Origin of the sequence: Gymnodinialimonas sp. 202GB13-11 (assembly GCF_040932485.1) — a bacterium.
Lineage (GTDB): Bacteria > Pseudomonadota > Alphaproteobacteria > Rhodobacterales > Rhodobacteraceae > Gymnodinialimonas > Gymnodinialimonas hymeniacidonis.
In genome coordinates, this window is the sequence record NZ_JBFRBH010000001.1 from 3,966,971 (window position 1) to 3,990,710 (window position 23,740).

The 23,740-nt window shown below is 59.8% G+C and carries 21 protein-coding genes; 9 read left to right on the plus strand and 12 right to left on the minus strand.

Annotated elements, in window-relative coordinates:
• Nucleotides 1-10: 10 nt before the first annotated feature.
• From V8J81_RS20245 to V8J81_RS20290, 10 genes are all read right to left on the minus strand, one after another.
• Nucleotides 11-1,573, minus strand: coding sequence for a ShlB/FhaC/HecB family hemolysin secretion/activation protein (locus V8J81_RS20245; protein WP_368477548.1), 1,563 nt, complete (start codon nucleotides 1,571-1,573; stop codon nucleotides 11-13).
• Nucleotides 1,566-2,126 (minus strand): invasion associated locus B family protein, encoded by a 561-nt coding sequence (locus tag V8J81_RS20250; RefSeq protein WP_368477549.1) that lies wholly within the window; start codon nucleotides 2,124-2,126, stop codon nucleotides 1,566-1,568. Before V8J81_RS20250 ends, V8J81_RS20245 begins: the two co-directional genes overlap by 8 nt.
• 328 nt (nucleotides 2,127-2,454) lie before the next feature.
• The gene (locus V8J81_RS20255; protein ID WP_368477550.1) at nucleotides 2,455-3,600 is read right to left on the minus strand and encodes an iron-containing alcohol dehydrogenase; all 1,146 of its coding nucleotides are present in this window, start codon (nucleotides 3,598-3,600) and stop codon (nucleotides 2,455-2,457) included.
• 1 nt (nucleotide 3,601) lies between these two features.
• Nucleotides 3,602-4,981, minus strand: coding sequence for an aldehyde dehydrogenase family protein (locus tag V8J81_RS20260; RefSeq protein ID WP_368477692.1), 1,380 nt, complete (start codon nucleotides 4,979-4,981; stop codon nucleotides 3,602-3,604).
• Nucleotides 4,975-5,355, minus strand: coding sequence for a VOC family protein (locus V8J81_RS20265; protein WP_368477551.1), 381 nt, complete (start codon nucleotides 5,353-5,355; stop codon nucleotides 4,975-4,977). Before V8J81_RS20265 ends, V8J81_RS20260 begins: the two co-directional genes overlap by 7 nt.
• The gene (locus V8J81_RS20270) at nucleotides 5,352-6,716 is read right to left on the minus strand and encodes a glutamine synthetase family protein (protein ID WP_368477552.1); all 1,365 of its coding nucleotides are present in this window, start codon (nucleotides 6,714-6,716) and stop codon (nucleotides 5,352-5,354) included. Before V8J81_RS20270 ends, V8J81_RS20265 begins: the two co-directional genes overlap by 4 nt.
• A gap of 58 nt (nucleotides 6,717-6,774) precedes the next feature.
• The gene (locus V8J81_RS20275) at nucleotides 6,775-7,809 is read right to left on the minus strand and encodes a TRAP transporter substrate-binding protein (protein WP_368477553.1); all 1,035 of its coding nucleotides are present in this window, start codon (nucleotides 7,807-7,809) and stop codon (nucleotides 6,775-6,777) included.
• 53 nt (nucleotides 7,810-7,862) lie between these two features.
• A complete protein-coding gene (locus tag V8J81_RS20280) occupies nucleotides 7,863-9,182 on the minus strand; it encodes a TRAP transporter large permease (RefSeq protein WP_368477554.1) in 1,320 nt (439 codons plus the stop codon).
• Entirely contained in the window at nucleotides 9,179-9,760 is a 582-nt protein-coding gene (locus V8J81_RS20285) for a TRAP transporter small permease subunit (protein ID WP_439649915.1), read from the minus strand. Before V8J81_RS20285 ends, V8J81_RS20280 begins: the two co-directional genes overlap by 4 nt.
• The gene (locus tag V8J81_RS20290) at nucleotides 9,757-10,524 is read right to left on the minus strand and encodes an N-formylglutamate amidohydrolase (RefSeq protein WP_368477555.1); all 768 of its coding nucleotides are present in this window, start codon (nucleotides 10,522-10,524) and stop codon (nucleotides 9,757-9,759) included. Before V8J81_RS20290 ends, V8J81_RS20285 begins: the two co-directional genes overlap by 4 nt.
• Before the next feature lie 75 nt (nucleotides 10,525-10,599).
• On the opposite strand from V8J81_RS20290, the gene V8J81_RS20295 reads away from it, so the two are divergent.
• Both V8J81_RS20295 and V8J81_RS20300 read left to right on the plus strand, forming a co-directional pair.
• Entirely contained in the window at nucleotides 10,600-11,487 is an 888-nt protein-coding gene (locus V8J81_RS20295) for a MurR/RpiR family transcriptional regulator (protein ID WP_368477556.1), read from the plus strand.
• A gap of 22 nt (nucleotides 11,488-11,509) precedes the next feature.
• Nucleotides 11,510-12,349, plus strand: coding sequence for a 3-oxoadipate:acetyl-CoA acetyltransferase (locus V8J81_RS20300; protein ID WP_368477557.1), 840 nt, complete (start codon nucleotides 11,510-11,512; stop codon nucleotides 12,347-12,349).
• A gap of 144 nt (nucleotides 12,350-12,493) precedes the next feature.
• Here the strand turns inward: V8J81_RS20300 and V8J81_RS20305 are convergent, their stop codons facing one another.
• The gene (locus V8J81_RS20305; RefSeq protein WP_368477558.1) at nucleotides 12,494-13,858 is read right to left on the minus strand and encodes a sensor histidine kinase N-terminal domain-containing protein; all 1,365 of its coding nucleotides are present in this window, start codon (nucleotides 13,856-13,858) and stop codon (nucleotides 12,494-12,496) included.
• Between the two features lie 26 nt (nucleotides 13,859-13,884).
• Complete coding sequence (locus V8J81_RS20310) at nucleotides 13,885-14,556, minus strand: response regulator transcription factor (RefSeq protein WP_368477559.1); 672 nt, start codon at nucleotides 14,554-14,556, stop codon at nucleotides 13,885-13,887.
• 128 nt (nucleotides 14,557-14,684) lie between these two features.
• Here V8J81_RS20310 and V8J81_RS20315 point away from each other — a divergent pair, with 128 nt between their 5' ends.
• The 7 genes from V8J81_RS20315 to V8J81_RS20345 all read left to right on the plus strand — a co-directional run bounded on the left by V8J81_RS20315 (nucleotide 14,685) and on the right by V8J81_RS20345 (nucleotide 22,599).
• Nucleotides 14,685-15,779: a tricarboxylate transporter gene (locus V8J81_RS20315; RefSeq protein ID WP_368477560.1), complete on the plus strand. Its 1,095-nt coding sequence runs from the start codon at nucleotides 14,685-14,687 to the stop codon at nucleotides 15,777-15,779.
• Nucleotides 15,780-15,846: 67 nt separating this feature from the next.
• Nucleotides 15,847-17,874, plus strand: coding sequence for a tripartite tricarboxylate transporter permease (locus tag V8J81_RS20320; protein ID WP_368477561.1), 2,028 nt, complete (start codon nucleotides 15,847-15,849; stop codon nucleotides 17,872-17,874).
• Nucleotides 17,871-18,959 carry a 4-oxalomesaconate tautomerase gene (locus V8J81_RS20325; RefSeq protein WP_368477562.1) on the plus strand — a complete coding sequence of 363 codons (1,089 nt, stop codon included), beginning with the start codon at nucleotides 17,871-17,873 and terminating at the stop codon, nucleotides 18,957-18,959. Before V8J81_RS20320 ends, V8J81_RS20325 begins: the two co-directional genes overlap by 4 nt.
• 53 nt (nucleotides 18,960-19,012) lie before the next feature.
• On the plus strand, nucleotides 19,013-19,249 hold the full coding sequence (locus tag V8J81_RS20330) for a hypothetical protein (RefSeq protein ID WP_368477563.1): 237 nt from the start codon (nucleotides 19,013-19,015) through the stop codon (nucleotides 19,247-19,249).
• Nucleotides 19,246-20,217 carry a D-2-hydroxyacid dehydrogenase family protein gene (locus tag V8J81_RS20335; RefSeq protein ID WP_368477564.1) on the plus strand — a complete coding sequence of 324 codons (972 nt, stop codon included), beginning with the start codon at nucleotides 19,246-19,248 and terminating at the stop codon, nucleotides 20,215-20,217. The genes V8J81_RS20330 and V8J81_RS20335 overlap by 4 nt, the downstream gene beginning before the upstream one ends.
• A gap of 81 nt (nucleotides 20,218-20,298) precedes the next feature.
• Nucleotides 20,299-21,768 (plus strand): FAD-dependent tricarballylate dehydrogenase TcuA, encoded by a 1,470-nt coding sequence (tcuA, locus tag V8J81_RS20340; protein WP_368477565.1) that lies wholly within the window; start codon nucleotides 20,299-20,301, stop codon nucleotides 21,766-21,768.
• A 9-nt stretch (nucleotides 21,769-21,777) separates the two neighbouring features.
• Nucleotides 21,778-22,599, plus strand: a complete 822-nt coding sequence (locus tag V8J81_RS20345; RefSeq protein ID WP_368477566.1) for a universal stress protein — start codon at nucleotides 21,778-21,780, stop codon at nucleotides 22,597-22,599.
• Nucleotides 22,600-23,740 lie beyond the last annotated feature (1,141 nt).

Below are 23,740 nucleotides of genomic sequence, written 5' to 3' on the forward strand. Positions count from 1 at the left end.
TCTTTCCATTCTAGAAAGTCAATCGGGCCTGAAGCGTAAACAGGCCGTCATCGGGGGCTTGGGCGAAGTCTGGGGCAGACAGGATATCACTGTAAACAGCGTCGAGGGTCACAGTGCCGAAATTGATTGTTGCGCCAACGGAATAAGAGGTGAGCGAGCCGCCCTCGATGCCAAATTCCGATTGGCCGAAGACACGGCCTGCGTCGAGACCCGCGTAGGGGGTAACGGTCACGCCATCACCAAGATCCAAAACGCCAGGCGCGCTGAGCGTGTTGGTCCAGGACGCGCCGCTATTGCCGAACAGAAGGCTGGTGCGTGTGCCGCGCACGCTAGAAAAACCGCCGATCGAGAATTGCTCAGACCCGAAAAGGTTCTGTCTGGCATACTGCCCGGACAAGCGTGAATTCAGCAAAATGATTTGTTCGCCGACTTCCCAGGGCCGAACCCATGTCGCATCAACCAAAACCGCTGAATACTGCGCGACGGGCGAGCCTGCGGGGGCTGTGTCATCATCAAAAGCGCCGAACCAATCCACACCGTGGCGCAGCGTTGTGGTCAGGTCGAGCTGGCCACCCCATAGGGGATTTGACGCCCTGAGATAGGCTTCAATCCGGGTCAGGCTGCGCGAAGATGTGTCGATCCGCGCGCCGAGGATTTGGTTTTCGTTGTCGGCCCACTGCAAGGCAACGCCTGCATCAAGTCGCCCGCTCTCAGAAAGCGACAGAAGCCGTTCTGCGGAGATGCGCACTGTGCGCGACTGCCCGGAGCTTTCGATTGGGCCCGTCACACCGGGAATGTCGATTAGGTAATCCGACCCGCTGAGCGAAAGGGAATACGTCCAGAACCCGAAGGGCATCGTTCCCGAAAGGCTGTAAGAGTTGCCGACCGGCACATTGGGCCCAAAGGAAAGGGCGCCTGGCTCCATGCTGCGCGAATAGGTCAGCGTCCAGCTATCGTTCAGGCCAAGCAGGTTGTCGTATGCGAATGTGGTTCCGAAATTGTAGACACCCGTCGAAGGCGTGCCACGGTCATCGACGGAAATATTGCCTGAAAAACGAGGGCCTTGCGCGATCTGAACCGCAACAACCGAGTCGCCGGGCTCGGCCCCGGGCAGAAGCTCACTCGTGGCATCGCTTGAGGGGAGGCGATTGATCTGTGCAATGCCCTGCTCAAGCCGTCGCAATTCCAAGGGGCGGCCTTCCATCTGCGGGAATGCCGTGACCGCCCTGCGCGGGGCGGGTGTGCCGTTTTCGGCAACAACAATCTCAGACACGCGGCCTTCAACGACAGAGATTTCCAATTCACCGTCTGAGAGGTCCTGTTCCGGCAGATACGCGCGCGCTGCGATGTAGCCCGCATCGACATAAGCCAGCGTGACCGTCTCAAGCATCGCGTTAAGCGCCTCAAGACCGACACATCCCAAGAAGGGCGCGAACTCCGCCTGCAACGGTGCCTCTGGCAGCAAGGTCACACCGGTCAGCGTGACCTGATCCACATCGATGCAGGTCTGTGCCAACGCGCCAGACGGCCCCATCGCAAGAACGATGGCGGTGGCGGCAATTCGTTTATTCAAAGTCTTGTCTCGCGTCTTCAAAGGCCGCCATCGCGGCCGTAAATCCCCTGAGGGAGAAACTGATGCGCACCGTCTCGCCTTCCACAAGGCTCAGCGCGGCTTCGGCGGTGATGCCGCGGCGGAAGCTGCTCAAAACGCCACTGTCGCCCCGCATCAGGACCCAGCATCCGGTTTCGTTGCAGTTGCGATAGCGGACGCGGCGTTCACCCGTGCCATCGACGCGCAGGCCGAAATCAGCGGGCAGGTAAACGTCGAGCGGAACCTGAAACAGAACCACCAGGCCACCATCGGCTGGGGCCACGGACACCGCCATAACGTCTTGCAGATCGTCGCCATAAGGCACTTGCACGCGCTGCCAGACGCGGCAACTGTCCGCTGTTTCGCCGGGGCAGGATACGCGCCAATCCTCATGCGCTTCCACAGCGAGCGCGGCTTCGTCTTGGGCGCTAGCAGGCGCGGCAAACGTGGAAAGGCAGGCTGCACCAACCAACGCTAGCGCAAAGGCGACCTCGCAACGCACGTTGCGCCGAAAATGGGAAAAGCAGCTGTTCATAGACCCGCGTCAACTTCCGGTTAACGCTCTTTGAAAGCGGGCATCCTCACGCGAAGTCAACGCGCCCATTGCCAAATCGGCGGCAATACGCCGTGGTGCCTAAAGGTGCTGCGAAGAGGCAACACCGAAGGTCAGGTTTTGTTGATCCGTCGCGAAACGTGTACGCATGATCGCGCTACCTATCGGCTTTGATTGGGTTTCCTATCGAATCGGCCCTTGCCTGCCTCGGGCTGGCAAAAGGGATTAGAAACAGCTGCTTAGAGAGCGCTGGACCGAACTCATGCCTACCGGATGAAGCCGCTCAACGATCGCAGATAATGAGCGCAGACTATATCACGGCTTCAAACAATCCGCGCAGGTTGGTCGCGGTCAATTCCACCGGATTTCCGCCGCAAGACGGGTCGCGCAACGCGCCTGCGACCAGGTCATCCATCCTGTCAGACGTGACGCCCATGTCCGAGAGACGGCGGGGAATGCCGAGGCTGTCGTTGAAGCCCTGCACAAAGGCGCAGAAGCCATCGAAACCGCCATCAACGCCGAGGTAGCTGGCCGCCTTGTCAAACCGGTCGCGGATCATCGGCGCGTTCAGGTTGAGGACGGCGGGCATACACACGGCGTTGGTGGTGCCGTGGTGCGTGCCGAAGATTGCACCAACCGGATGGCTGAGGGCGTGAATGGCCCCCAGGCCCTTTTGAAATGCCGTGGCGCCCATTGCCGCGGCACTCATCATCTGGGCGCGGGCCTCGATGTCTGTGCCATCGGCATAGGCGCGGGGAAGATTTTCGACCACCAGACGCATTCCTTCCAGCGCGATACCTTGGCTCATCGGGTGGTAATGCGGGCTCGAAAACGCTTCGACACAATGGGCGAAGGCATCTAGTCCGGTACCTGCGGTGATCGCAGGGGGCATACCGACAGTCAATTCCGGGTCGCAGATCACGATTGTGGGCAGAACCTTGGGGTGGAAGATGATCTTCTTTTCATGGGTCACGCTGTCGGTCAGCACAGAGGCGCGCCCAACCTCGGAGCCTGTCCCGGCGGTTGTTGGCACGGCCACGATGGGGGCGATGGCATCGGCATCTGCCCGGGTCCACCAATCGCCGATATCCTCAAAATCCCACACGGGACGCGTCTGGCCGGCCATGAAGGCAACCATCTTTCCGAGGTCGAGGCCGGAGCCGCCGCCGAACGCGATCACGCCATCATGGCCACCGCCGCGGTAGACCTCCAACCCCGCGGCGAGGTTCAATTCGTTTGGGTTGGGGTCAACCTCAGCAAACAGCGCCCGTCCAAGGCCTGCGCCGTCCAGCACGTCCAATGCTTGCACCGTGATGGGCAGATCCGCCAGGCCAGTGTCGGTTACGAGCAAGGGGCGCGTGATGCCGGCTTGCGTACAGGCGTCTGCCAACTCCTCGATGCGCCCGGCCCCGAAACGGATGGCGGTGGGGTAGGACCAGTTTCCAGTCAGGCTCATCTCAGGTGACCTTCTTCAGGTGATAGGATTTGGGGCGCGTCAGGTTGTGGTAGCCGATCACAGACAAACCACCGCCGCGCCCGGTATTCTTGCAACCGGTCCAGCACAGGCCGGGGTCGAGGTAATCGGCACGGTTCATGAAGACGGTGCCCGTCTCAATCCGGTCGCCGACGTGCGCGGCGCGGTCGACGTCCGAGGTCCACAGGCTGGCGGTCAGGCCGAATTGGCTGTCGTTCATCAGGGCGATGGCCTCGTCATCATCTTTGACCGGCATGATGCCAACGACCGGCCCAAAGCTCTCATCCCGCATGACGCGCATTTTGTGGGTCACGTTCGTGAGGATCTGCGGGGTCAGGTAGGCGCCGCCATCGTCTGCTTGGAAGGTTTCGACATGGGCCGTTGCGCCATCCGCAACCGCCTCGGCGATCTGTGCACGGACTTCATCGGCGAAGCGGGCGTTGGCCATCGGACCGAGCGTTGTCGCCTCGTCCAGCGGATTGCCGAGGGTGTAGTCGTTCACGATGGCCACGGCCTTATCGACGAACGCGTCGAACAAGCTTTCGTGGACGTAGATCCGCTCAATCCCGCAGCAGCATTGGCCGGAGTTGAACATTGCCCCGTCGATCAGTGTGTCGACGGCAGCATCCAGATCGGCGTCGTCCATGACGTAGCCGGGATCTTTGCCGCCGAGCTCGGTCCCCACACCGGTGAACGTGCCCGCCGCCGCTTTCTCCATCGCAGCGCCGCCGCCGACGGAGCCGGTGAAGTTGATGAAATCGAAGGCATTGCCCGCGATCAGGTCAGACGTTGTTTCGTGGTCGAGGAAGATGTTGGCGAAGACGTCTTCGGGCACGCCTGCGCTATGGAAGGCCTGCGCCATGCGTTCGCCCACCAGAAGTGTTTGGGTGGCGTGTTTCAGGGCCACGCTATTGCCCGCGATCAGGGCCGGTGCGACCGTGTTGATGGCGGTCATGTAGGGATAGTTCCAGGGCGCCACGACAAAGACGACGCCATGGGGGATGCGCTTGATGTAGCGGCGGAAGGTCTCATCCTCTCCCACTTCGATATCAGCCAGCGCGCCTTCGGCGATTTCAGCCATGTGGCTGGCCCGTTCGTTGAACCCCCCAAATTCGCCACCGTATCGCACCGGGCGGCCCATCATCTGCGCCAGTTCAGGAACGATGTCATCGTTCATCGCGCCGATTGCGGCGACGCCAGCCATGACGAGGTCGATCCGCTCCTGCAAGGGCCGTGCCGCCCAGGCGGTCTGTTCCTGCCGCAGGTCCGCGATTTTCACCTTGGCCGCGTCGATAGAAAGCGTCTCACGCTCCGCAAAGACTGTGCCGTCAATAGGTGAGATACAGCGCAACACGCTCATGATGCTTCGTCCATTGCAATCGGCTGACCCGCGATGAACAGGAAAGGTCCATGGATCAGGTGGAATTCGCGTTGCCCGTTGGCGCGCGGCTCAGGTGCGTCACGGTGGGAAGTGGGCAATTGCTCAATGGCCTGCTTACGTTCGGCCCATAGGGCGTCCACGTCATCGCAATCCATGTAGATCACCAATTGTCGGGCAGGATCATCCATATCCGCATCAGGCGGTGCGTTGATGAAATGAACACCTGCATCGCCAAGTTCGCAATAGGCATGACCGTCTCGCCTGACGATCGTCTCAAATCCGAGGCAGTCTTTGACAAAGGCGCAAGCCGCATCGATATCAGCGACCGGCAGGACAGCATTGGCCGTTCTGATCATGCCTTCTCGAACCCCCGTTTGATCTCGTAATCGGTGACGGCGCGGTCGAATTCCTCGATCTCCCATTCGGCGGCGCGGGCATAATGGTCGATCACCTCATCGCCCATCGCGGCACGCAGCATGGCTGAGCCTGTCAGCGCCGCGCGCGCGTCGCGCAGGGTTGTGGGGATGTGGGTCGTGTTCGCGGTCTCATAGGCGTCGCCGCTGAACGGTTCTTCCAGCGACAACCCTTCTTCGATCCCGGCAAGGCCGCAGGCCAGCATCGCGGCCAGCCCCAGATAAGGGTTCATGTCGGCGCCGGGGATGCGGCATTCGACGCGGACGCCTTTCGTGCCGTCGCCCACCAGCCGGAAGGCGGCGGTGCGATTGTCCACGGACCAGACAATGCGCGTGGGCGCAAATGTGCCCTTGGAGAAGCGCTTGTAGCTGTTGATGTAGGGGGCAAGGAAACAGGTCACTTCGGGGGCGTATTTGAGGAGGCCTGCCATGTAGCTGTCCATCAACGCGGACTTCGCCAAGGGCCTGTCCGCATCGTGGAAGGCGTTCGTGCCGTCCTTGAACAGCGATTGATGGATGTGCGCAGCAGAGCCAACGCTATCGGCGCTGAGTTTCGGCAGGAAGGTCGCCGCAAAGCCGTGTTCATGGGCGATTTCCTTGACGGCGTGCTTGGCCAGCGTGTGATGATCGGCACAGCCAAGCGCGTCGGCATATTTGATATTCAGCTCTTCCTGACCGGCTTCGGCCTCTCCCTTCGTGCCTTCGACCGGCACGCCCATGGCGCGCAGGTGGTTGCGGATCGGGCGCATCACCGGCTCTTCCTTGGTGGTCTGGAAGATGTGGTAATCCTCATTGTAGTGGCTGATCGGTTGCAGATTCTGGAACCCGCCATCGGCAATCTCGTCATGGGTGCCGCGGAACAAGAAGAATTCCAGCTCTGTTGCCATGATTGGCGACAGGCCCATCGCTTCGGCGCGCGCGATCTGTCGCTTCAGCACTTCGCGCGGGGCGTGGGGGACGGGGGCGTGCGTGTGGTGATCCAGTACATCGCACAAAACCATCGCGGTGCCTTCGAGCCACGGAACAGGGCGCAAAGTCGAAAGGTCGGGTCGCATCACATAGTCGCCGTACCCCCTTTCCCACGACGAAGATGCGTAGCCGTCTGGCGTCGCCATGGCGAGGTCGGTGGCCAGAAGGTAGTTGCAGCAATGGGTTTCATCCTCGGCGATGTCGAGGAACGCCTCGGCATGGAACCGTTTGCCCATCAACCGGCCCTGCATGTCGACCATGCAGACCAGAACGGTGTCCACCGCGCCCGAGGATATTTGCGCCTTCAGCGCCTCGAAGGACAATACTTCAGCCATGTCTCAACCTTCTGATGGGGCATTGGGGCCCGACCTGTGCCGGGCCCCGCATGTCGCCTTAGCTGTACCGATACGGGCGGCCAGCGGCCTCCATATCTGCGTTGTACTGGCGCAGGATTTCAACCACCCGCGCTTTTGTCGGGCTTTCTGCGGCGATTTCATCCCAGAAGGCGACGGCGGCCTGTTCGACCTGTGCCCATTCCTCATCGGGGATGGTCGTCAGCTCCATCTTGTCGCCGTTCACGCGCAGGCTGGCCTCGCCGCCCCAGTACCACCACTGACGGTAATAGTGTGACTGGTCACAGCAGACCCGGAAGAGCGTTTGCAGATCTTCGGGCAGTTCGTTCCAGCGGTCCATGTTGGCAAAGAACGACCCGGCCCATGCGCCTGAGATGTTGTTGGTAAGGAAGTAGTTGGTCACGTCTGCCCAACCAACGGTGTAATCCTCGGTGATGCCGGACCAGGCGATGCCATCAAGTTCGCCCGTCTGCACGGCGACTTCGATGTCTTCCCAAGGCAATGTAACCGGCACAACGCCGAATTGCTCCAGGAACCGGCCAGCGGTCGGGAACGTGAAGACGCGCTTGCCTTGCAGGTCCGCCAGCGACCGGATCGGGTCGACGGTGGCGAAATGGCAGGGGTCCCACGACCCGGCGGAGATGTGCTTCACGCCGACGGCTGAGTATTCCTCATCCCAGATCTCATTTAGGCCGTACTGGTTGAACAGCACCGGCACGTCGAGCGAGTAGCGCGAAGCGAAGGGGAAGTAGCCGCCGAACACGGTCACGTCGGTGGGTGAGGCCATCGAGTCATCGTCTGACTGGACCGCATCAATCGTGCCGCGCTGCATGGCGCGGAATAGCTCGGACGTAGGCACAAGCTGATCAGCGTAGAACAGCTCGATCTGCATCCGGTCGCCCGCAATCGTGTTGAACATCCGAATAGCCGGGTCGATCACATGCTCGGCCAGTGCAGGGCCAGCATAGGTCTGCATCCGCCATGTGATCGTGCTTTGCGCAATCGCGGGCGTCGCCAGCGGGGCGGCTGCCGCGCCTACGGCCGCGGTTTGTAAAAACTTACGTCTGGTGGTCATTTGATAGTCCTCCGTTGGGTTCAAGCAAATGCCCGCTCACCGGGTCTTATTCGTTAATTTCCATAGACATAGCCCGGTAACCACAGGGCGATTTCGGGGAAGGTCATAATCAGGGTAAGGGCCACGATCATCACGCCGACAAAGGGAAGGATCGAAACATAGATGTCGCGCAGCGTAATTTCGGGCGGGGCCATGGCGCGCATCAGGAACAGGTTATAGCCGAAGGGCGGCGTCATATACGCGATCTGCGTGGTGATGGTGTAAAGGACGCCGTACCAGATCAGGTCAAAGCCAAGCTCGCCGACAAGCGGCACGTAAAGCGGGGCCACGATCACCAGCATCGCGGTGTCATCGAGGAACGTGCCCATGATGATGAAGCTGAGTTGCATCAGGATCAGGATCACCCAAGGGCTGAGGCCCAGTTGCTGCGTGAACAGGCCCTCAATCGCCTCCACCGCGCCAAGCCCGTCGAAAATTGCGCCAAAGCCGAGGGCGGCGAGGATGATCCACATGAACATGCAAGAAATGCCAAGGGTTTTGCGAACCGACGCCTCGAACACCGTCCAGGTAAGGCGGCGTTTCAGGATAGCTGCGAGCAGGGCAGTAAGTGCCCCGACGGCTGAGCTTTCGACGAGTGACGTCCAGCCTTTCACAAACGGCACCATCATCGCGGCGAAGATCAGGAGTGGCAGCAGGCCCGCCAGCAGTAGGCGTAATTTCTCGGCGCGTGGCACGTTCCCGGCATCGGGCAGGGCTGGGCCAAGTTCAGGCTGCGTGCGGCACCGCAGCCAGATGTAGAGGACAAACATCGCCGCCATCATCAGGCCGGGCAACACGCCTGCAAGCCAAAGCTGACCCACCGGTTGGCGCGCGATCATGGCGTAAAGGACCAACACAACCGAGGGCGGGACAAGGATGCCGAGCGAAGATCCAGCCTGTACCACGCCCGTGACCATCCGCTTGTCGTATCCGCGCCGCAGCAATTCTGGCAGCGCGATGGTGGCCCCAATGGCCATGCCAGCCACCGACAGCCCGTTCATAGCGGAGATCAGAACCATCAGGCCGATTGTGCCAATCGCCAGCCCGCCATTCACCGGCCCGAACCAGACATGGAACATCCGGTAAAGGTCATCGGCCAGCCTGCTTTCGCTGAGCACATAGCCCATGAAGATGAACATCGGCAGGGTCAGCAGGGGATACCAGCTCATCAACCGCATCGTGGCGGCGAAGGGGATTTCTTGCCCGCCGGTGCCGTAAAGCGTGATCGCTGCAATGGCAGCAATCGCTCCGATGGCTCCAAAGACCCGCTGGCCAGTGAACAGCATCAGCATCATCGACGTGAACATGAAGATGGCGATGTATTCCTGGCTCATACCTTCGCCTCCGCCCAATCAAAGCCACGGATGCGGGCGATGTCTTTGAACAGTTCAGACAGGGCCTGAAGCAGCATCAGTACGAAACCGATGACCATGATCGTTTTGACCGGCCAAAGGTAAGGCCGCCAAGCGGTGGGTGAGCGTTCAAGCCGGCCGATTTCCTCGGACCCGGTCAGGAGGCCCGCGAAGAACGAGACAGGCTCCAACCTCCAATATCCAAGCGAATAGGACAGCGAGCCGAGCGCGCCATAAATCAGCACGCAGAGGTAGAAGATCAGGAACAACACGGTCAGCGCGTCGATGGTGGCCTTCCGGCGCAGGGACCAATTGCCATAGAACAGGTCCATGCGGACATGGCTTCCCATTTGGATCGCGTAAGGTCCGCCGATCACGTAGTAGGCGACCATGGCGAATTGGGCCGTCTCCAACGTCCAGTTTGCGGGGGTGAAGAAGGTCTTGGAGATCGAGGACCACAGTAGAATCCCCATGATCACAAAGATCCCCCACATCGCGACGCGGCCAATACCGTGGTTCATCCCGTCCACAATGCGCACAAAGCGGTGCATGGCGTTCATCCCAGTACCTCCGCCCGCGCGGCCCGCAATATACCTTCAAGGTGCTTTGCCATGGCTTTGGCGGTTTCTGGCGTGTCGATGAGGTCGTTGCGCACTTCAACCATCACATTCGCCAGGCCGCGCGCTTCCCCATGCAGTTGCAGGGTGTGTGTGACGCCATCGCTCGCCGAATAGGGGGCGTTCAGGGCGGCTCTGTGTTTTGCGGCCTTTGCTTCGGCGCGCAGGGCGGCCAGTGCCATACGGTCGTCCTGATCGCAGAGATAACCGATGTCTACATTGCGCCTTTGACCATTATAGACCGGCGTAAAGCTGTGGATCGTGACAAGCACCGTATCGAGCCCGGCGCCGTCTAGAAGCTGGGAAATTGCGGCGTGAAAGGGTTCGTGAACGAGTTGGTGGCGCGTTTGACGCTGGTCGGCGTTTAGTGAGGCATTTCCCGGAACAGCAAAAACTTCGCTTTGGGCGGGGATGCAATCGGGCGCATCAAGCGGGCGGTTGCAATCGTAAACCAGTCGCGAGACGTCCCCCATCACCAGCGGCGCATTCAATCGTGTGGCTAAAGAGACGGCGATGTCGGCCGCCCCGATGTCCCACGCCGCATGGGAAAGGCGCGCTTTACTGGATAGACCAAGCTGATCGAGGCTGTCTGGAATACGGGCCGAGGCATGTTCACACACCAACACGAAATCCAGCGGTCGATCCGCGCCGTGCAGCGTGACAACCGTTCCGAAATCGTGACCCGTGTCTTGAAGACTCATCCCCATGTATGAAATGATCACTACATGGCCTAGCCTTCTGTCAAGAAAATTTCTGAATGGAATTGTTCAGGGGATATCGGAGTGAATAAGATTTCATCAGGCGCCCCAGAAACGCCTCTCATCCGGGATCTGATCCGGGAACGGCAGGCTGATCTAACAGCGTCCGAGCGTCGTCTGACGGCGCTGTTGCTGGACGAGTCGCTGGTGGTTGGCCTGCAATCCATCACCCGGCTGGCCGAGAATGCCGAGGTGTCTACGCCCACAGTAGTGCGCCTTGCCCGCAAGCTGGGCTTTGGCGGCTTCCCCGATTTTCAAAACGCCATCCGCGAAGAAATCGCCGCCCGCATGAAGGAGCCCTTGGCAAAGCTCGACCCCGAATTGGGGTCCGAGCGCAGAGATCACATCATTAGCCGGTTCGCCCGTGCGATGTCGAAGAATATCAACTCCACCATCGACCGACTTGATACGGAGGAGTTCGATCAGGTGGTGAGCCTTCTGTCCGATGCGAACCGGAAGGTTTCTGTTCTTGGGGGGCGTATCTCGCGTTCGAACGCGCATTACTTTTTCAACCATTTGCAGATCATCCGTCCGGGCGTGACCTTGATGGACTCGTCCCCGAGTGTATGGCCGCAAGCGCTCCTGGATATGGACGCGCAAACCGTCTTGGTCGTATTTGACATTCGCCGCTACGAGAAGGAACTCGACCGCCTGGCCGCGCAGGTCGCGGCCCAGGGTGGGACGGTTGTTCTGTTCACGGATCAATGGGGCTCGCCCATCGAACGCAACGCAGCGCATTGCTTCCGCACAATGGTGGAGGTCCCTTCGAGCTGGGACTCGACGCTTGCGATCAACTTCTTGCTTGAGGCCATGGTCGCTGCCATTCAGGCGGCGTGCGGCAGCACGGACCGCTTGCGCGCTTTGGAAGACATCATTGGGGATTCGAGGATCTTTCGCGGCGGTCGCGAGTGAACCTCAAACGGACGATACCAAAATGACAAAACCCTGCATCATCTGCGTGGCCATCACGGGGTCGCTGCCCCGGAAGTCCGACAATCCTGCCGTGCCGATCACTGTGTCTGAGCAGATAGAAAGCACCCATGCAGCGTTTGAGGCCGGGGCCGCAATCTGCCATGCCCATGTGCGCAACGACGACCAGACCCCTTCAAGTGACCCCGAGAAATTCGCAGCACTGAAAGAGGGGCTGGAGAAACATTGTCCCGGCATGATCATCCAATTCTCAACCGGAGGACGCTCCGGCGCTGGGCGCGAACGGGGGGGCATGTTGCCTTTGCAGCCCGACATGGCCTCGCTGTCTGTCGGATCGAACAATTTTCCGACGCGGGTCTACGAAAATCCACCCGATCTCGTGGATTGGCTTGCTGCTGAAATGATCGAACACGGTGTGAAGCCCGAAATTGAGGCGTTCGACTTGAGCCACATCCTCAAAGCGAAAGAGATGGCGGACAACGGGCAACTTGCTGGCCCGCCATACGTGCAATTCGTGATGGGTGTGAAGAACGCCATGCCCGCCGACCGAACCGTTTTTGATTTCTACGTTGCGACGGTCCATCGGCTGTTTGGACCAGACGCCCCTTGGTGTGCTGCCGGGATCGGGCCCAACCAGATCGTGCTGAACGAATGGTCCATTGCGGCAGGCGGCCATGCCCGAACAGGGCTTGAAGACAATGTTCGCCTCAACAAGCAGACACTTGCCCCATCGAACGCAGCGCTTGTTCGCCGGGCAGCGGAACTATGCGCAAAACACGACCGACCCGTCGCCACTTGGCAAGAGGCGCGCGAGATACTCGGGATCAGGCATGCCGCGGCCTGAAGCCCGCGCTTTTGAACCTAGGGGCTGAGTAACCGAGATATCCGCATATTCCGCCTCAGGTGCAAAAGCGCCTGCGGGAGTGAATTGAACCAAGTGATCATGCAGACCCAACAATATAGGGCCCACCTCACCGACGGATCGCCGTCAGGCGAGTGCGTCCTGCAGAACCGGCTGTGTCACATCAAGTATCGGCAGGATTAACCGGACTGATAGCCCGGGTGCGTTCGGAGACAATTCCAATCGCCCGTTCAATGCTTCGGCCACAGCCTGCGCAATTGGCAGCCCAAGGCCACTGCCGCTGCCTGGGGTGACTTGGCCAAACCTGGACAGGGCTATCGCAAATTGCGACGGCTCAATACCGCGACCGTCATCAGCCACGTCAATGATTAGGTTTTGGTCGTTGGTCTCCAGCGACACTCTAACCTCAGTTAAGTCAGGTCCCCCATGAGCGAGTGCATTCGCGATCAGATTTTCGATGGCCTGCTCCATTAGAACACTGTCGACGTGTAGGTAAGCCGCGTCAGGATCATGCGATAGGTGCAAGGTGACTCCACGCTGATTTGCAATGGCGGTCTGGCGGGCGACGGCGGATCCAACAATGTCGACCACGTCCTCGACCGGAAGTTTTTCGGCCGGCGGTGCCGATCGCGCGCGCTCAAATGCCAGCAAATCCTCGGTCAACTTTGCAGCATGCGTTGCGGCCTCCGCCAAATCGGCGCTCCTCATCTTGAAATCCTCGGTCGTTTTGGCGGCTGCCACAGCCTCGGACAGGGCAAGGACACCGGATATCGGGTTGCGCAATTGGTGGGCTGCGTTGGAAATGAAGCTGTCCTTGGCCCTGATCGTTGCCGCCATTTCCGACAAAAGCACATTCAAGCGCCCAACAATGCCCTGAACCTCGTGCGGGATTGGCCGCGATATGGGCGTGAGGTCCAACGCCGAGCGACGTGCGATGGCCTGCTCCAGATCAAGGAGCGGTCCCATCCCCAAGCGCACGCCGAACCAGACAATCAAGGCCACACCAATAACTAGCGTGGCCATAACGGCGTATGTGCGTTGCGACAGGCTTTGCACAAACCCGTCGCGCAGTGACAGGTTCTGCCAGACGGTAAAAGTGAACTCTCCCGACAGGTTGTCGATCTCCATACGGTCAGAAAACCGGACGACGCGCACCTCGCGCCCCTGATACTGCGCATCATAATATGCGTAGGCATCTGTTTCCGCGGCTGCGGTCGGCGTGGGCGGGGTGGCATACCCCGTTACGAACGCCCCGTCCGGGGCATAAACATGATAGAAAACAGGTCCCCCGGATGTGTTGCGCAGCAGGTCACGCGTTTCCCGACTGAGTGCGTCGCCTCCACTGATGGCTGTGTCACGCGATATTCCCAACGCCGTGACGAGCAGAGACCGATCAAATCGATCAGCGGCACGGGCCTGGGCGTCGCGTGCCGCCCAGATCGCCACCGCGGCTGAAACCAACAGAAGCGGTAGCAGGATAATCAAGGTCAAACGCAGCCGCAGGGAAAGTGGACCTATCACGGGGCGACCTCAACCATCGCGTATCCGATGCCACGCCGCACGGTGATCTCAACCCCATGCACTTTCAGTCGCTTGCGCAGGCGAGACACGTAAACCTCGACCACCGCCTCCTCCACATCGCTGCCCGTGCCGTACATGCTGTCTAGGAGCGCCTGTTTCGATACAAACCGGCCATGTGCGCTCAAAAGCGCCTCGAACAACGCGACCTCACGGCGCGGGACCGACAGATCCTCCGCGTTGCACAGGATCGCCCGGGCGACCGGATCGAATCTCAGCGCCCCGATGGCAAGTTGGCCAACGTCAGTGGCGGGTCGGCGACGGCCGAGCGCACGCACCCGCGCGCTCAACTCATCCATCTCGAACGGTTTCGACAGGTAGTCGTCTGCGCCTGCATCCAGCCCGGCAACCTTGGCGCCGAGCTCCGATTGTGCCGTCAGCATGATTACTGGGCGGGTATCATTGCGTGCCCGCATGGCAGCTAGAACATCCAACCCGCCAAGTCCGGGCAGTTTGATGTCCATGATCACCAGGTCAGCGCCATCGTCTTTCAAGAACGCCTCAGCTTCCGCACCGTCGTGAATAAGGTCCACAGCGTGTCCCTCGTCCTGCAGGCGATAGGCGATGCCCTTCGCGACCGAAACGTTGTCCTCCACAATAACGATGCGCATGGCGTTTTTTCTTACGATGAAAGGTTCGTGAAAGCTTGGCATTGAAACTTAAGGGCATCAAGGCGGCGTTCAGCGCTGTCGAAGAGAGATTGCCAGGGTTGGGAGGCCCTGCGTTCAGGGAGGAAAAAATGAACGATCTTTTCAAGCGCTCAGCAGCGCTTCTAGCAACCGTGTCCGCGTTCGGATTGGCGGCACCAGCCTATGCTGACGGACTGGATCTTTCCGGTGAAACCGTTGAATGGATCATTCCATTCTCGGAAACTGGCGGCTCGGCGCGCTGGGCGAACTTCTATGCACCGCTGCTTAGCGAAGCACTGCCCGGCAACCCGACTGTTGTGGTGACCTTCATGCCCGGTGCCGGCTCAACGCGCGGGGCAAACCATTTCCAGGGCCTTGAGTATGAAGATGGTACAACGATCTTTGGCTCGTCCGGCTCCACGCAGTTCCCATATCTGCTGAACGATCCGCGCGTCCGGTATGAGTATGGCGATTGGAACGTTGTCTTGGCCTCGGGCACCGGCGGTGTGGTCTATCTGCCTGCCGATCTGTCCGCCAACCTCGACTCCGGTGGCATCGAAGCGTTGATGGAAGAAAACTTCATCTACGGTAGCCAGGGGGCCACACGCCTTGACCTGGTCCCGCTGCTTGCGTGGGAAATGCTTGGACTGAATGTTGAGCCGGTCTTTGGTATCGAAGGACGTGGCGACGGGCGCTTAATGTTCGAACGCGGCGAAGCCAATATCGACTATCAGACTTCGTCATCGTACCTCTCCGGCGTGACGCCACTGGTCGAAGCCGGCACCGCTGTGCCGTGGTTCACCTTTGGCGCGTTGGATGCGGATGGTAACGTGGTGCGGGATCCAACCTTCCCGGATTTGCCGAGCTTCGCTGAAGTCTGTGAAGCAGCGGCTGCATGCGAGACATCTGGCCCCGCCTGGGATGCCTGGTTGGCGTTCTTTACCGCAGGTTTCCCGGCGCAGAAGATGGTGTTCCTGCCCGCCGGCGCGCCGCAGGAGGCGATCGATACCTACTCAGCGGCCTTCCAGGCCATCACGGAACGGGCAGACTTCGCCGAGATTTCTCAGGCGCGTCTTGGGGTTTACCCACAGATGACCGGAGACGCCGCTCAGACAGCTTTGCAAAGCGCCACCGAGGTGCCGGAAGAAGCTCAGACCTTCGTGCTGGATTGGCTCGCTGAACGTTACGGCGTTGTCCTGAACTAGGTCCGCTCCTGTCCCCGGGCAACGTCCGGGGACTCCACAACCTCAACCACATTTTCAGGAGGCCGCCATGGACCTCTTCGCAACCGCCATGCCCGCGCTTGGCGAAGCTTTTGGTATGATCTTGAACCCAGTTGTACTGGGATATCTTGTACTGGGCGTTGTGATGGGGCTTTGCGTCGGAATCTTCCCAGGGCTCGGGGGTATTGCCGGTCTTTCGCTTCTCTTGCCATTCATGTTCGGGATGCAGCCGCTTTACGGTCTCGCCTTGATGGTCGGCATGGTGGCGGTGGTTCCAACATCGGACACGTTTGCCAGTGTCTTGATGGGGATACCCGGATCATCGGCCAGCCAAGCGACAGTGCTGGACGGCTTCCCTCTGGCGAAGAAGGGTGAGGCGGCCCGTGCATTGGCAGCAGCATTCACGTCATCGCTATTCGGCGGCCTTCTGGGCGCAGCTTTCCTGACATTCTTCATCCTCGCCGCGCGGCCCATCGTTTTGGCTTTTCAAACGCCCGAGCTGCTGATGGTGACCATCTTCGGTCTTTCGATGGTTGGCATCCTTGCTGGACGTGTCGCGATCAAAGGGATCGTGGCGGCTTGCCTCGGCCTGCTGATCGGCACAATCGGCGAAGGCGCTGCGTCGGGTGAGTTGCGCATGGCGAGCTATGACCTGCCCTATCTGGTTGACGGCTTCAAACTGGTCATCGTGGGCCTCGCTATCTTTGCGGTGCCGGAAATCATCGCGCTTTTGCGTCAGGACAAGGCTATCGCGGACCGGCAGGTCTTGGGTGGTGGCTGGCTGACCGGCGTCAAGGACTGGTGGGCCAACAAATGGCTGTCCATTCGCTGTTCGCTGATCGGCGTCTGCGTCGGGGTTATTCCGGGTCTCGGCGGCTCGGTCGTCGATTGGATCGCTTACGGCCACGCTGTCCAGACCTCCAAGGACAAATCCAAGTTCGGCTCCGGCGATATTCGCGGCGTCGTGGGCCCGGAAAGCTCGAACAACGCAAAGGAGGGTGGCGGCCTTGTGCCAACGCTTCTCTTCGGCATTCCGGGTTCAGGCTCGATGGCAATCTTCATATCGGGCATCGCGCTGTTGGGGACGGGCCAGATCGAGGTTGGCCCTTCGATGATCAACAACAACCTCAACTTCACCTATGCCATCGTCTGGTTGCTGGCGCTGGCCAACGTGGTTGGCACGTTGATCTGCATCGGGGCGGCCGGCGGCATCGCGCGGCTGACGAATATCCGTTTTGCTCTTCTTGCGCCGTTCCTCTTCATGATCATCGCATTTGCGGCCTTCCAATCCCGGCAATCCATCTGGGATCTGGTGGCGCTTTTCGGGATTGGTCTTCTGGGCATCCTGATGCGGCGGTTCGACTGGTCCCGCCCGGCCTTCCTGATCGGTTTCGTGTTATCGGCTCCGGCTGAACGCTACACCAACCAAGCTTTCCAGATCGCAAGCTCGCGCTTCCGGCGCAGCTTCGAGGAAGGCCTCGACTACCTGTTCAGCCCCATCGTGATTGTGCTGATTATCGTAACGGTCCTGTCGGTCTTCTTCGGCCTGCGCCAGGCAAAGAACATTCAGGCGGAGGGCGATGTGAATTCGGGCGGCAAGCGCGCCCCGCTGATCTTCCTTCTGCTGGTAACGGCCTATATCACCGTGGCCTATATCGACGCGCGCCTGATCCCGGATTTTGCCCGCACGGACCGCGTATTCCCTGTTTTTGTGGGTACGGTCGCCCTCATCGGCTGTGCAGTGCTGATGCTGCAGATGCGGCTCAAACCCGAAACGGACGCGCTCTTTGCCGACCGCGAAGTCGAGGATCGCGATAGCAACGCCTTCGGGCTCTGGGCCACCCTTGCATGGTTCGCGGGTCTCTTGATCCTGACGGCGCTGGTCGGCTTCATCTTGGCGCTTGCGGTGTTCCTGCTGATGTTCATCCGGTTCCGAGCCGGAAAACCATGGGGCTTTGCCGCGCTCTATACGCTGGCCGGGATTGCCTTCATCTGCGCAATGGCCGCAACGCTCAACCGAGATTTCCCACCTGGCCTTTTGCAATCCTACTTTGACCTGCCTTGGCCGCTGACATGAACCAGCGCGCCATTCCCTTCTGGTTCCTGCGTGGTGGCACATCGCGCGGGCCCTACTTTCGGAGATCTGACCTGCCTGAAGATCTTGAGACGTTGGCGGAGGTGCTGATTGCGGCGGTCGGGTCGGGCCATCCGCTCAATATCGATGGCATCGGCGGCGGTAATGCGGTGACCACCAAGGTCGCTATGCTGAGTGTGCCTGACGGCGACTCGTGGGCCGACATCGACTACTTTTTCGCTCAGGTCAGCGTCGAGGACCGCACGGTGGATTTCAAACCCACGTGCGGCAACATCCTTTCAGGCGTGGGTCCTGCTGCCGTTGAGATGGGGCTCGTATCTGCCACTGCGGAGGAAACCGAGGTCAAGATCCACGCCGTGAACACTGGTGCGCGGGTCGTTGCGAAGGTGCAGACGTCAGGCGGCGCCGTCACCTATGCGGGGGATGTGGCGATTGATGGTGTGCCGGGCACAGCCGCGCCGGTGGGCCTGCAATTCATGGACACGATCGGCGGTGCGACCGGGGCCTTCCTTCCCACAGGCAACTTGCACGATACCTTCGATGGCATTCAGGTCACCTGTATGGACGTGGCCATGCCGATGGTCATCGCGCGGGCTGAGGCCTTTGGCTTAACGGGCCATGAAAGCGCTGATGCGCTGAATAAGAATGCTGAGTTCTTCGCGAATATGGAGGCCGTCCGCATCAAGGCCGGGGAGGCGATGGGCATTGAAAACGTTGCCGCCTCTGTCACACCGAAGTTCGGCCTCTTGGCGCCCGCGCGTGACGGCGGCACTGTGGCCGCACGCTATTTCATGCCTTGGAAGGCGCACCCGACGATGGCTGTGACCGGCGCGCAATGCCTCGCCTCATGTGTGCTGACGCCGGGAACCGTGGCGGATGGCCTTTCCAACCGAAGCAATGAACGTCCGGCTCTGATCACATTGGAACATGCCAGTGGGCAGATCGATGTTCTGGTCGATTATGAGTTCGGCGCCGACGGGATCGACCTCCGCTCGGCCGGGTTGGTCCGGACGGCACGCCTTTTGGCACGGGGCGAGATCCTTATTCCGGGTGCAGTTTGGGTATAGTCATCAAAATAGCAAATCGGTATACTATAGTATACAATATGAAAGGTGTGATGATGGACGCATATTCTGATTGCCTGACCCTTGCCCGTGCCGAACTGATCCAGGCGGATCGCATGATCGGTGAAAACATCCGAAATTACCCAACCCCGATTTCGGGCTGTGACGCAGCTTTCAACGGATTGCTCGCGGATCGCGAGAAGGTGCACCGCGCACTACTTGCCTTGTCCAGCGACGTGTTCGTGCCAACCCCACGCACCCCGATGCCGGATTCTGGTGTCGAAAGCCGATGAAGGTCCATATCCTCGATGATTGGTTCGACACACTGCGCGGATTGCCGTGCTTTGCAAAGCTTGCGCGCCATGACGTGACGGTATGGACAGATCATGAACCTGACCCCGCGCGCCTTGCCGCGCGGGTGGCGGACGCCGAAGCGCTTGTGCTGTTCCGGGAACGCACGCGAATTGGTGCAGACCTGCTCGAAGCCTTGCCAAATCTGCGCCTGATCTCCCAACGCAGCGTGTATCCCCACATCGATGTTGACGCCTGCACGGCGAACGGCGTGTTGGTGTGTTCCAACATGCACAGCGACACGCCGTCCTATGCGGCTGCCGAAATGACGCTGGCGTTGATCCTGGCATCGTATCGCCAGATCCCGGAACAGGTGACTTCAATCCGAAGTGGGCATTGGCAGGCGGGAGTCGGGCGCACCCTGCGTGGGCGGACCTTGGGCCTTTATGGCTACGGGCGGATTGCAAAAGCGGTCGAAGGATACGCTGAAGCGCTTGGTATGCGCGTGCAATGGTGGGGGTCCGATGCCGGCCGGGCGCGTGCGCTTGCCGACGGTCGCACGCTGGCTGATAGCCGCGAGGCGTTCTTTGCAACGTCGGATATTGTCAGCCTGCACGTGCGGCTCAAACCGGACACGCGCGGGATCATCACGGCCGACGACCTGGCGCAGATGGCCCCGCGCAGCCTCTTGGTGAACACCTCCCGCGCCGGCCTGATCGTGCCGGGTGCCTTGGAAGCAGAGATCGCCCGAAACCGCATTTTTGCAGCCGTGGATGTCTTTGAGACTGAGCCGCTGACAGACCCATCCCATCCCCTTTTGCGCCATCCAAATGTCCTGCCCACACCTCACTTGGGCTACGTGACTGAGGACGAATTTGACCTGCAATTCAGCGACATTTTCGATCAGGTGACAGCCTTCGCCGAAGGTGCCCCCATCCACATGATCAACCCAGTGGTGCTCGCTCAATGACACGCGAACGGTCCAACGCTCAGGTTTCTTCGGTGCCCTTACTCAGCGCGACGCACCGACCCAAACAGGAAGGCTAAGGCGATGCCAAAACGCGTCATTATTGTAGGCACCGGCAATGCCGCACTCTGCGCGGCAATCGCTGCGTTGGAAGGCGGCGCACAGGTTTTGATGTTGGAAAAGGCGGATGAAGCACTGGCCGGCGGCAACACGAAATATACGGCCGGGGCTATGCGGTTCGCTTATGAGGGCAGGGGGGATCTTCTCCCGCTTCTGAGTGATGCCAACGACCCGCGCCTGTCTCGCACCGAATTCGGCAGCTACACGCAACAGCAGTTTGCAGACGATCTCCTGTCCTTCAATGGCGGACGCCCGCTTTCGCCTGAGCAAAGCCGGTTGATCACTGGCTCACTGGACACGATGACATGGCTGGCGCGCCATGGCGTCACATTTGAACCGATCTGGTCGCGTCAAAGCTTTGAGAAAGGTGGAAAAATCATCTTCTGGGGCGGCCTCACGCTGGCCGCGGAAAACGAAGGGGTCGGCCTGTTCGAGATGGAGCGCGACGCAGTTCTGCGGCTTGGCGGCGAAATCCGTTACAATGCGGGCGTTACGGGCCTTGTGACAAATGGCGGCCACGTCACCGGCGTCAGGGTCGGTGATCAGACGCTAAAGGCCGATGCTGTGATCCTTGCTTGCGGGGGGTTCGAGGCATCGGACGAACTCCGACAGGATTGGATGGGCGGAAATTGGCGAAAGGCCAAAGTGCGCGGCACCCCGCACAATACCGGCGATGGCCTTATGATGGCGCGCGAGGTCGGTGCAAAAGCCCACGGGCTATACGATGGCTGCCACGCGACCCCGATGGACCTGCACATGGCGGATTTTGGCGGCCTCCATTGGCCACCGGGCGAGCGGAAGAACTATCGCAAGATCTGCTACTTTCTTGGCGTGATGCTGAACGCCCAAGGCGCGCGCTTCGTCGATGAGGGCAAGGATTTTCGCAACTACACCTACGCGCAATTCGGTCGCGCCGTTCTGGACCAGCCCGGCCATTTCGCATGGCAGATTTTTGACGCGAAGGTCTTTGATCTGCTCTATGCCGAGTATCGGTTTCACGACGCCCATTTCGTCGAAGCCGATAGCCTTGAGTCGCTCTGCGCCAAGCTGGACGGCGTTGATGCAGACGCGGCCTTTGCCACGCTGCAGTCGTTTAACCAGGCAGTCGATGATGACATCCCCTTTGACCCCACCATCCGTGATGGCAAGGCTGCGCATGGCCTTTCAGTGCCACGGTCGAACTGGGCACAGCGCCTCAATACGCCGCCTTATCGTGCCTATCCCGTCACGGGGGGTATTACCTTCACCTATGGCGGCCTCGCCGTATCCGATCGCGGGGCGGTTGTGTCCGACGCGGGCGCAGAGATCCCCGGGCTCTATGCCTGCGGAGAGATGGTCGGCGGCGTTTTCTTTGAAGGGTATCCCGGAGGGTCGGGCCTGACGTCCGGTGCAGTCTTCGGACGTCTTGCCGGAACCCATGCAGCAGAAAGCTAGGAGGATCCCATGAGCCTTAAATCCATACTGTGCGCCTATAGTGGCGATCCGGAAAAGGGCGGTGGACTGCGCTATGCCATCAATCTCGCCAAACACCATGACGCCCACCTCACAGGTGTCGCCAAAACCGGTGGGTTGGGGTTTCTTCATCGCCAATTGCCCGCACAATTGCCGGAGAGCATACGCGCACAGCTTGATGCGAACGGGCGCGAGGTGATGGCCAACACCGCCAAGCGGTTCCGTGACATGGTGGCAGAAGCAGGCCTTTCAGACCGCTCAGAATTCGTTGAGCTTGATCCAAAAACAGACGGCCCGATCGCCAGTTTTGCCCGGGCCTTCGACCTGAGCGTAATCGGTCATTACCCCGGCGCGCCCTATGAAGATGACTACGCCGCACATCCCGACCTCATCGCCCTGCGCAGCGGGCGACCCGTTCTAATCGTGCCACAAGATGCGGTTGAGCCAGACCATTCCACCCGAAACATCACCATTGCTTGGGACGGCAAACGCGCCGCAACCCGCGCGCTTGTTGCGGCACTCCCTCTCTTTGACCCCGAGGCGCAGGTAACGCTTCTGTCCATCGGCAAAACACCAAGAAATACGGAACGTTTTCTCGAAACCCTTGCCCGGCATAATGTGCAGTCCAACGCAGAGACGGTTTGGCAGGACGGCACGATTGCGGACACTTTGCTGACCAAGGCGAGATCGTCCGGCGCAGATCTGCTTGTTATGGGTGCGTTCGAGCACAGCAAGTTCAGCCATGACATCATCGGGGGTGCAACCACAGACGTTCTTGCAATAGCAGACGTTCCGGTGCTGATGGCCCACTAGATGTGTTGCGGCCTTCCAACATCAGCTTCAGTCGCCGACAACGAAGACCTTCGCACGAACCGTGACACTGAAAGAACCGATGGGTTCTAAACCAGAGTTCAGGGCAGCTTGCGCACCGCTCCGTTATAGAGACGATGTGATCAGGATGATCTCACATCCGATGTACTGCCTGCCGCGATAATCCTGTCTCGCTTGGTGTTTCCGACGGTCGATGGGCCGAAATAAGCATGTTTTCAAACCGGTTCGTATGGCGCCGGACCAAACGACGCCTGCGTTTGCGAGACTTTCGTAGTTTAGCATCTGCACTTTCAATCCTTGTCGCTTGAGCCTGCGCCGTTGCGGTGACGAATGCGATCATGACGTCACAGATGGACATCTGAACTGGATCCGAGGTTGAGCCATTGAAGCAAGTGTTGTCGATCACGGTGCGGAAGATGATCCATTCGCGAATGAGTTGGCACATCGTACCGCTGACATGATTGTAATTTCGGCCGAGCCGATCCACCCATCCCGCGACGAGTTTGTCGCCATGCCGGAGCTCGCCGAATAGGCGGGACCCTCCAATCCCGATGGCGCACCGTCGTGCTGGAACTCGTCCCGCAGCGCGCGGCAGATCGAGCCATGCTCTCCGGTAAATAGCCGGTAGGTAGCGACCTCCTCATGCTTTGCTCGTCTGGAATGCGGAGCGTGTCGCAAGCGTGCCTTGGGTGTAATGGGGGCCTTCTATTCTCATGCGTCCCCGAAGGTGTTGGCTTGCCAAGAAAGATGCTCTAGCGACACGAACGCGCGCAAAGCCCCATTTCATCTCAACGATTTATCGAAGTCGCTTTGTCGTTTGGATTCTTCACCCCGATAGGGCCCACGTAATTGATATGCCCGGAGCCAAGTTCGACCCCAGCCGCAACGACAGGCTTGTATTAGGCATCATTGGCAATCGGGATATGCACATGGACTCTGTGGAACGCAGCAAAGCGCGCGCTGCGAGTCTCTTTCCGATTAGAATCGCTAATGTTCGCCCGCACCGGCGTTGGAAACACGTTGGCGTGTATCGCCAGTGTTAGACCCAATACGTCAGCGCTTCATTTGCAGTCGCCGATTGGTCCGTAAACAAACATCCATAGTGTGAAGATGGTAGCGGAGG

Bases quoted from the DNA above. Each gene is read 5' to 3' on its own strand.
- V8J81_RS20250 (WP_368477549.1), bottom strand. From the start codon at position 2,126: ATGAACAGCTGCTTTTCCCATTTTCGGCGCAACGTGCGTTGCGAGGTC.
- V8J81_RS20255 (WP_368477550.1), bottom strand. From the start codon at position 3,600: ATGAGCCTGACTGGAAACTGGTCCTACCCCACCGCCATCCGTTTCGGG.
- V8J81_RS20265 (WP_368477551.1), bottom strand. From the start codon at position 5,355: ATGATCAGAACGGCCAATGCTGTCCTGCCGGTCGCTGATATCGATGCG.
- V8J81_RS20270 (WP_368477552.1), bottom strand. From the start codon at position 6,716: ATGGCTGAAGTATTGTCCTTCGAGGCGCTGAAGGCGCAAATATCCTCG.
- V8J81_RS20275 (WP_368477553.1), bottom strand. From the start codon at position 7,809: ATGACCACCAGACGTAAGTTTTTACAAACCGCGGCCGTAGGCGCGGCA.
- V8J81_RS20280 (WP_368477554.1), bottom strand. From the start codon at position 9,182: ATGAGCCAGGAATACATCGCCATCTTCATGTTCACGTCGATGATGCTG.
- V8J81_RS20285 (WP_439649915.1), bottom strand. From the start codon at position 9,760: ATGAACGCCATGCACCGCTTTGTGCGCATTGTGGACGGGATGAACCAC.
- V8J81_RS20290 (WP_368477555.1), bottom strand. From the start codon at position 10,524: ATGGGGATGAGTCTTCAAGACACGGGTCACGATTTCGGAACGGTTGTC.
- V8J81_RS20300 (WP_368477557.1), top strand. From the start codon at position 11,510: ATGACAAAACCCTGCATCATCTGCGTGGCCATCACGGGGTCGCTGCCC.
- V8J81_RS20310 (WP_368477559.1), bottom strand. From the start codon at position 14,556: ATGCGCATCGTTATTGTGGAGGACAACGTTTCGGTCGCGAAGGGCATC.
- V8J81_RS20315 (WP_368477560.1), top strand. From the start codon at position 14,685: ATGAACGATCTTTTCAAGCGCTCAGCAGCGCTTCTAGCAACCGTGTCC.
- V8J81_RS20320 (WP_368477561.1), top strand. From the start codon at position 15,847: ATGGACCTCTTCGCAACCGCCATGCCCGCGCTTGGCGAAGCTTTTGGT.
- V8J81_RS20325 (WP_368477562.1), top strand. From the start codon at position 17,871: ATGAACCAGCGCGCCATTCCCTTCTGGTTCCTGCGTGGTGGCACATCG.
- V8J81_RS20330 (WP_368477563.1), top strand. From the start codon at position 19,013: ATGGACGCATATTCTGATTGCCTGACCCTTGCCCGTGCCGAACTGATC.
- V8J81_RS20335 (WP_368477564.1), top strand. From the start codon at position 19,246: ATGAAGGTCCATATCCTCGATGATTGGTTCGACACACTGCGCGGATTG.
- tcuA (WP_368477565.1), top strand. From the start codon at position 20,299: ATGCCAAAACGCGTCATTATTGTAGGCACCGGCAATGCCGCACTCTGC.
- V8J81_RS20345 (WP_368477566.1), top strand. From the start codon at position 21,778: ATGAGCCTTAAATCCATACTGTGCGCCTATAGTGGCGATCCGGAAAAG.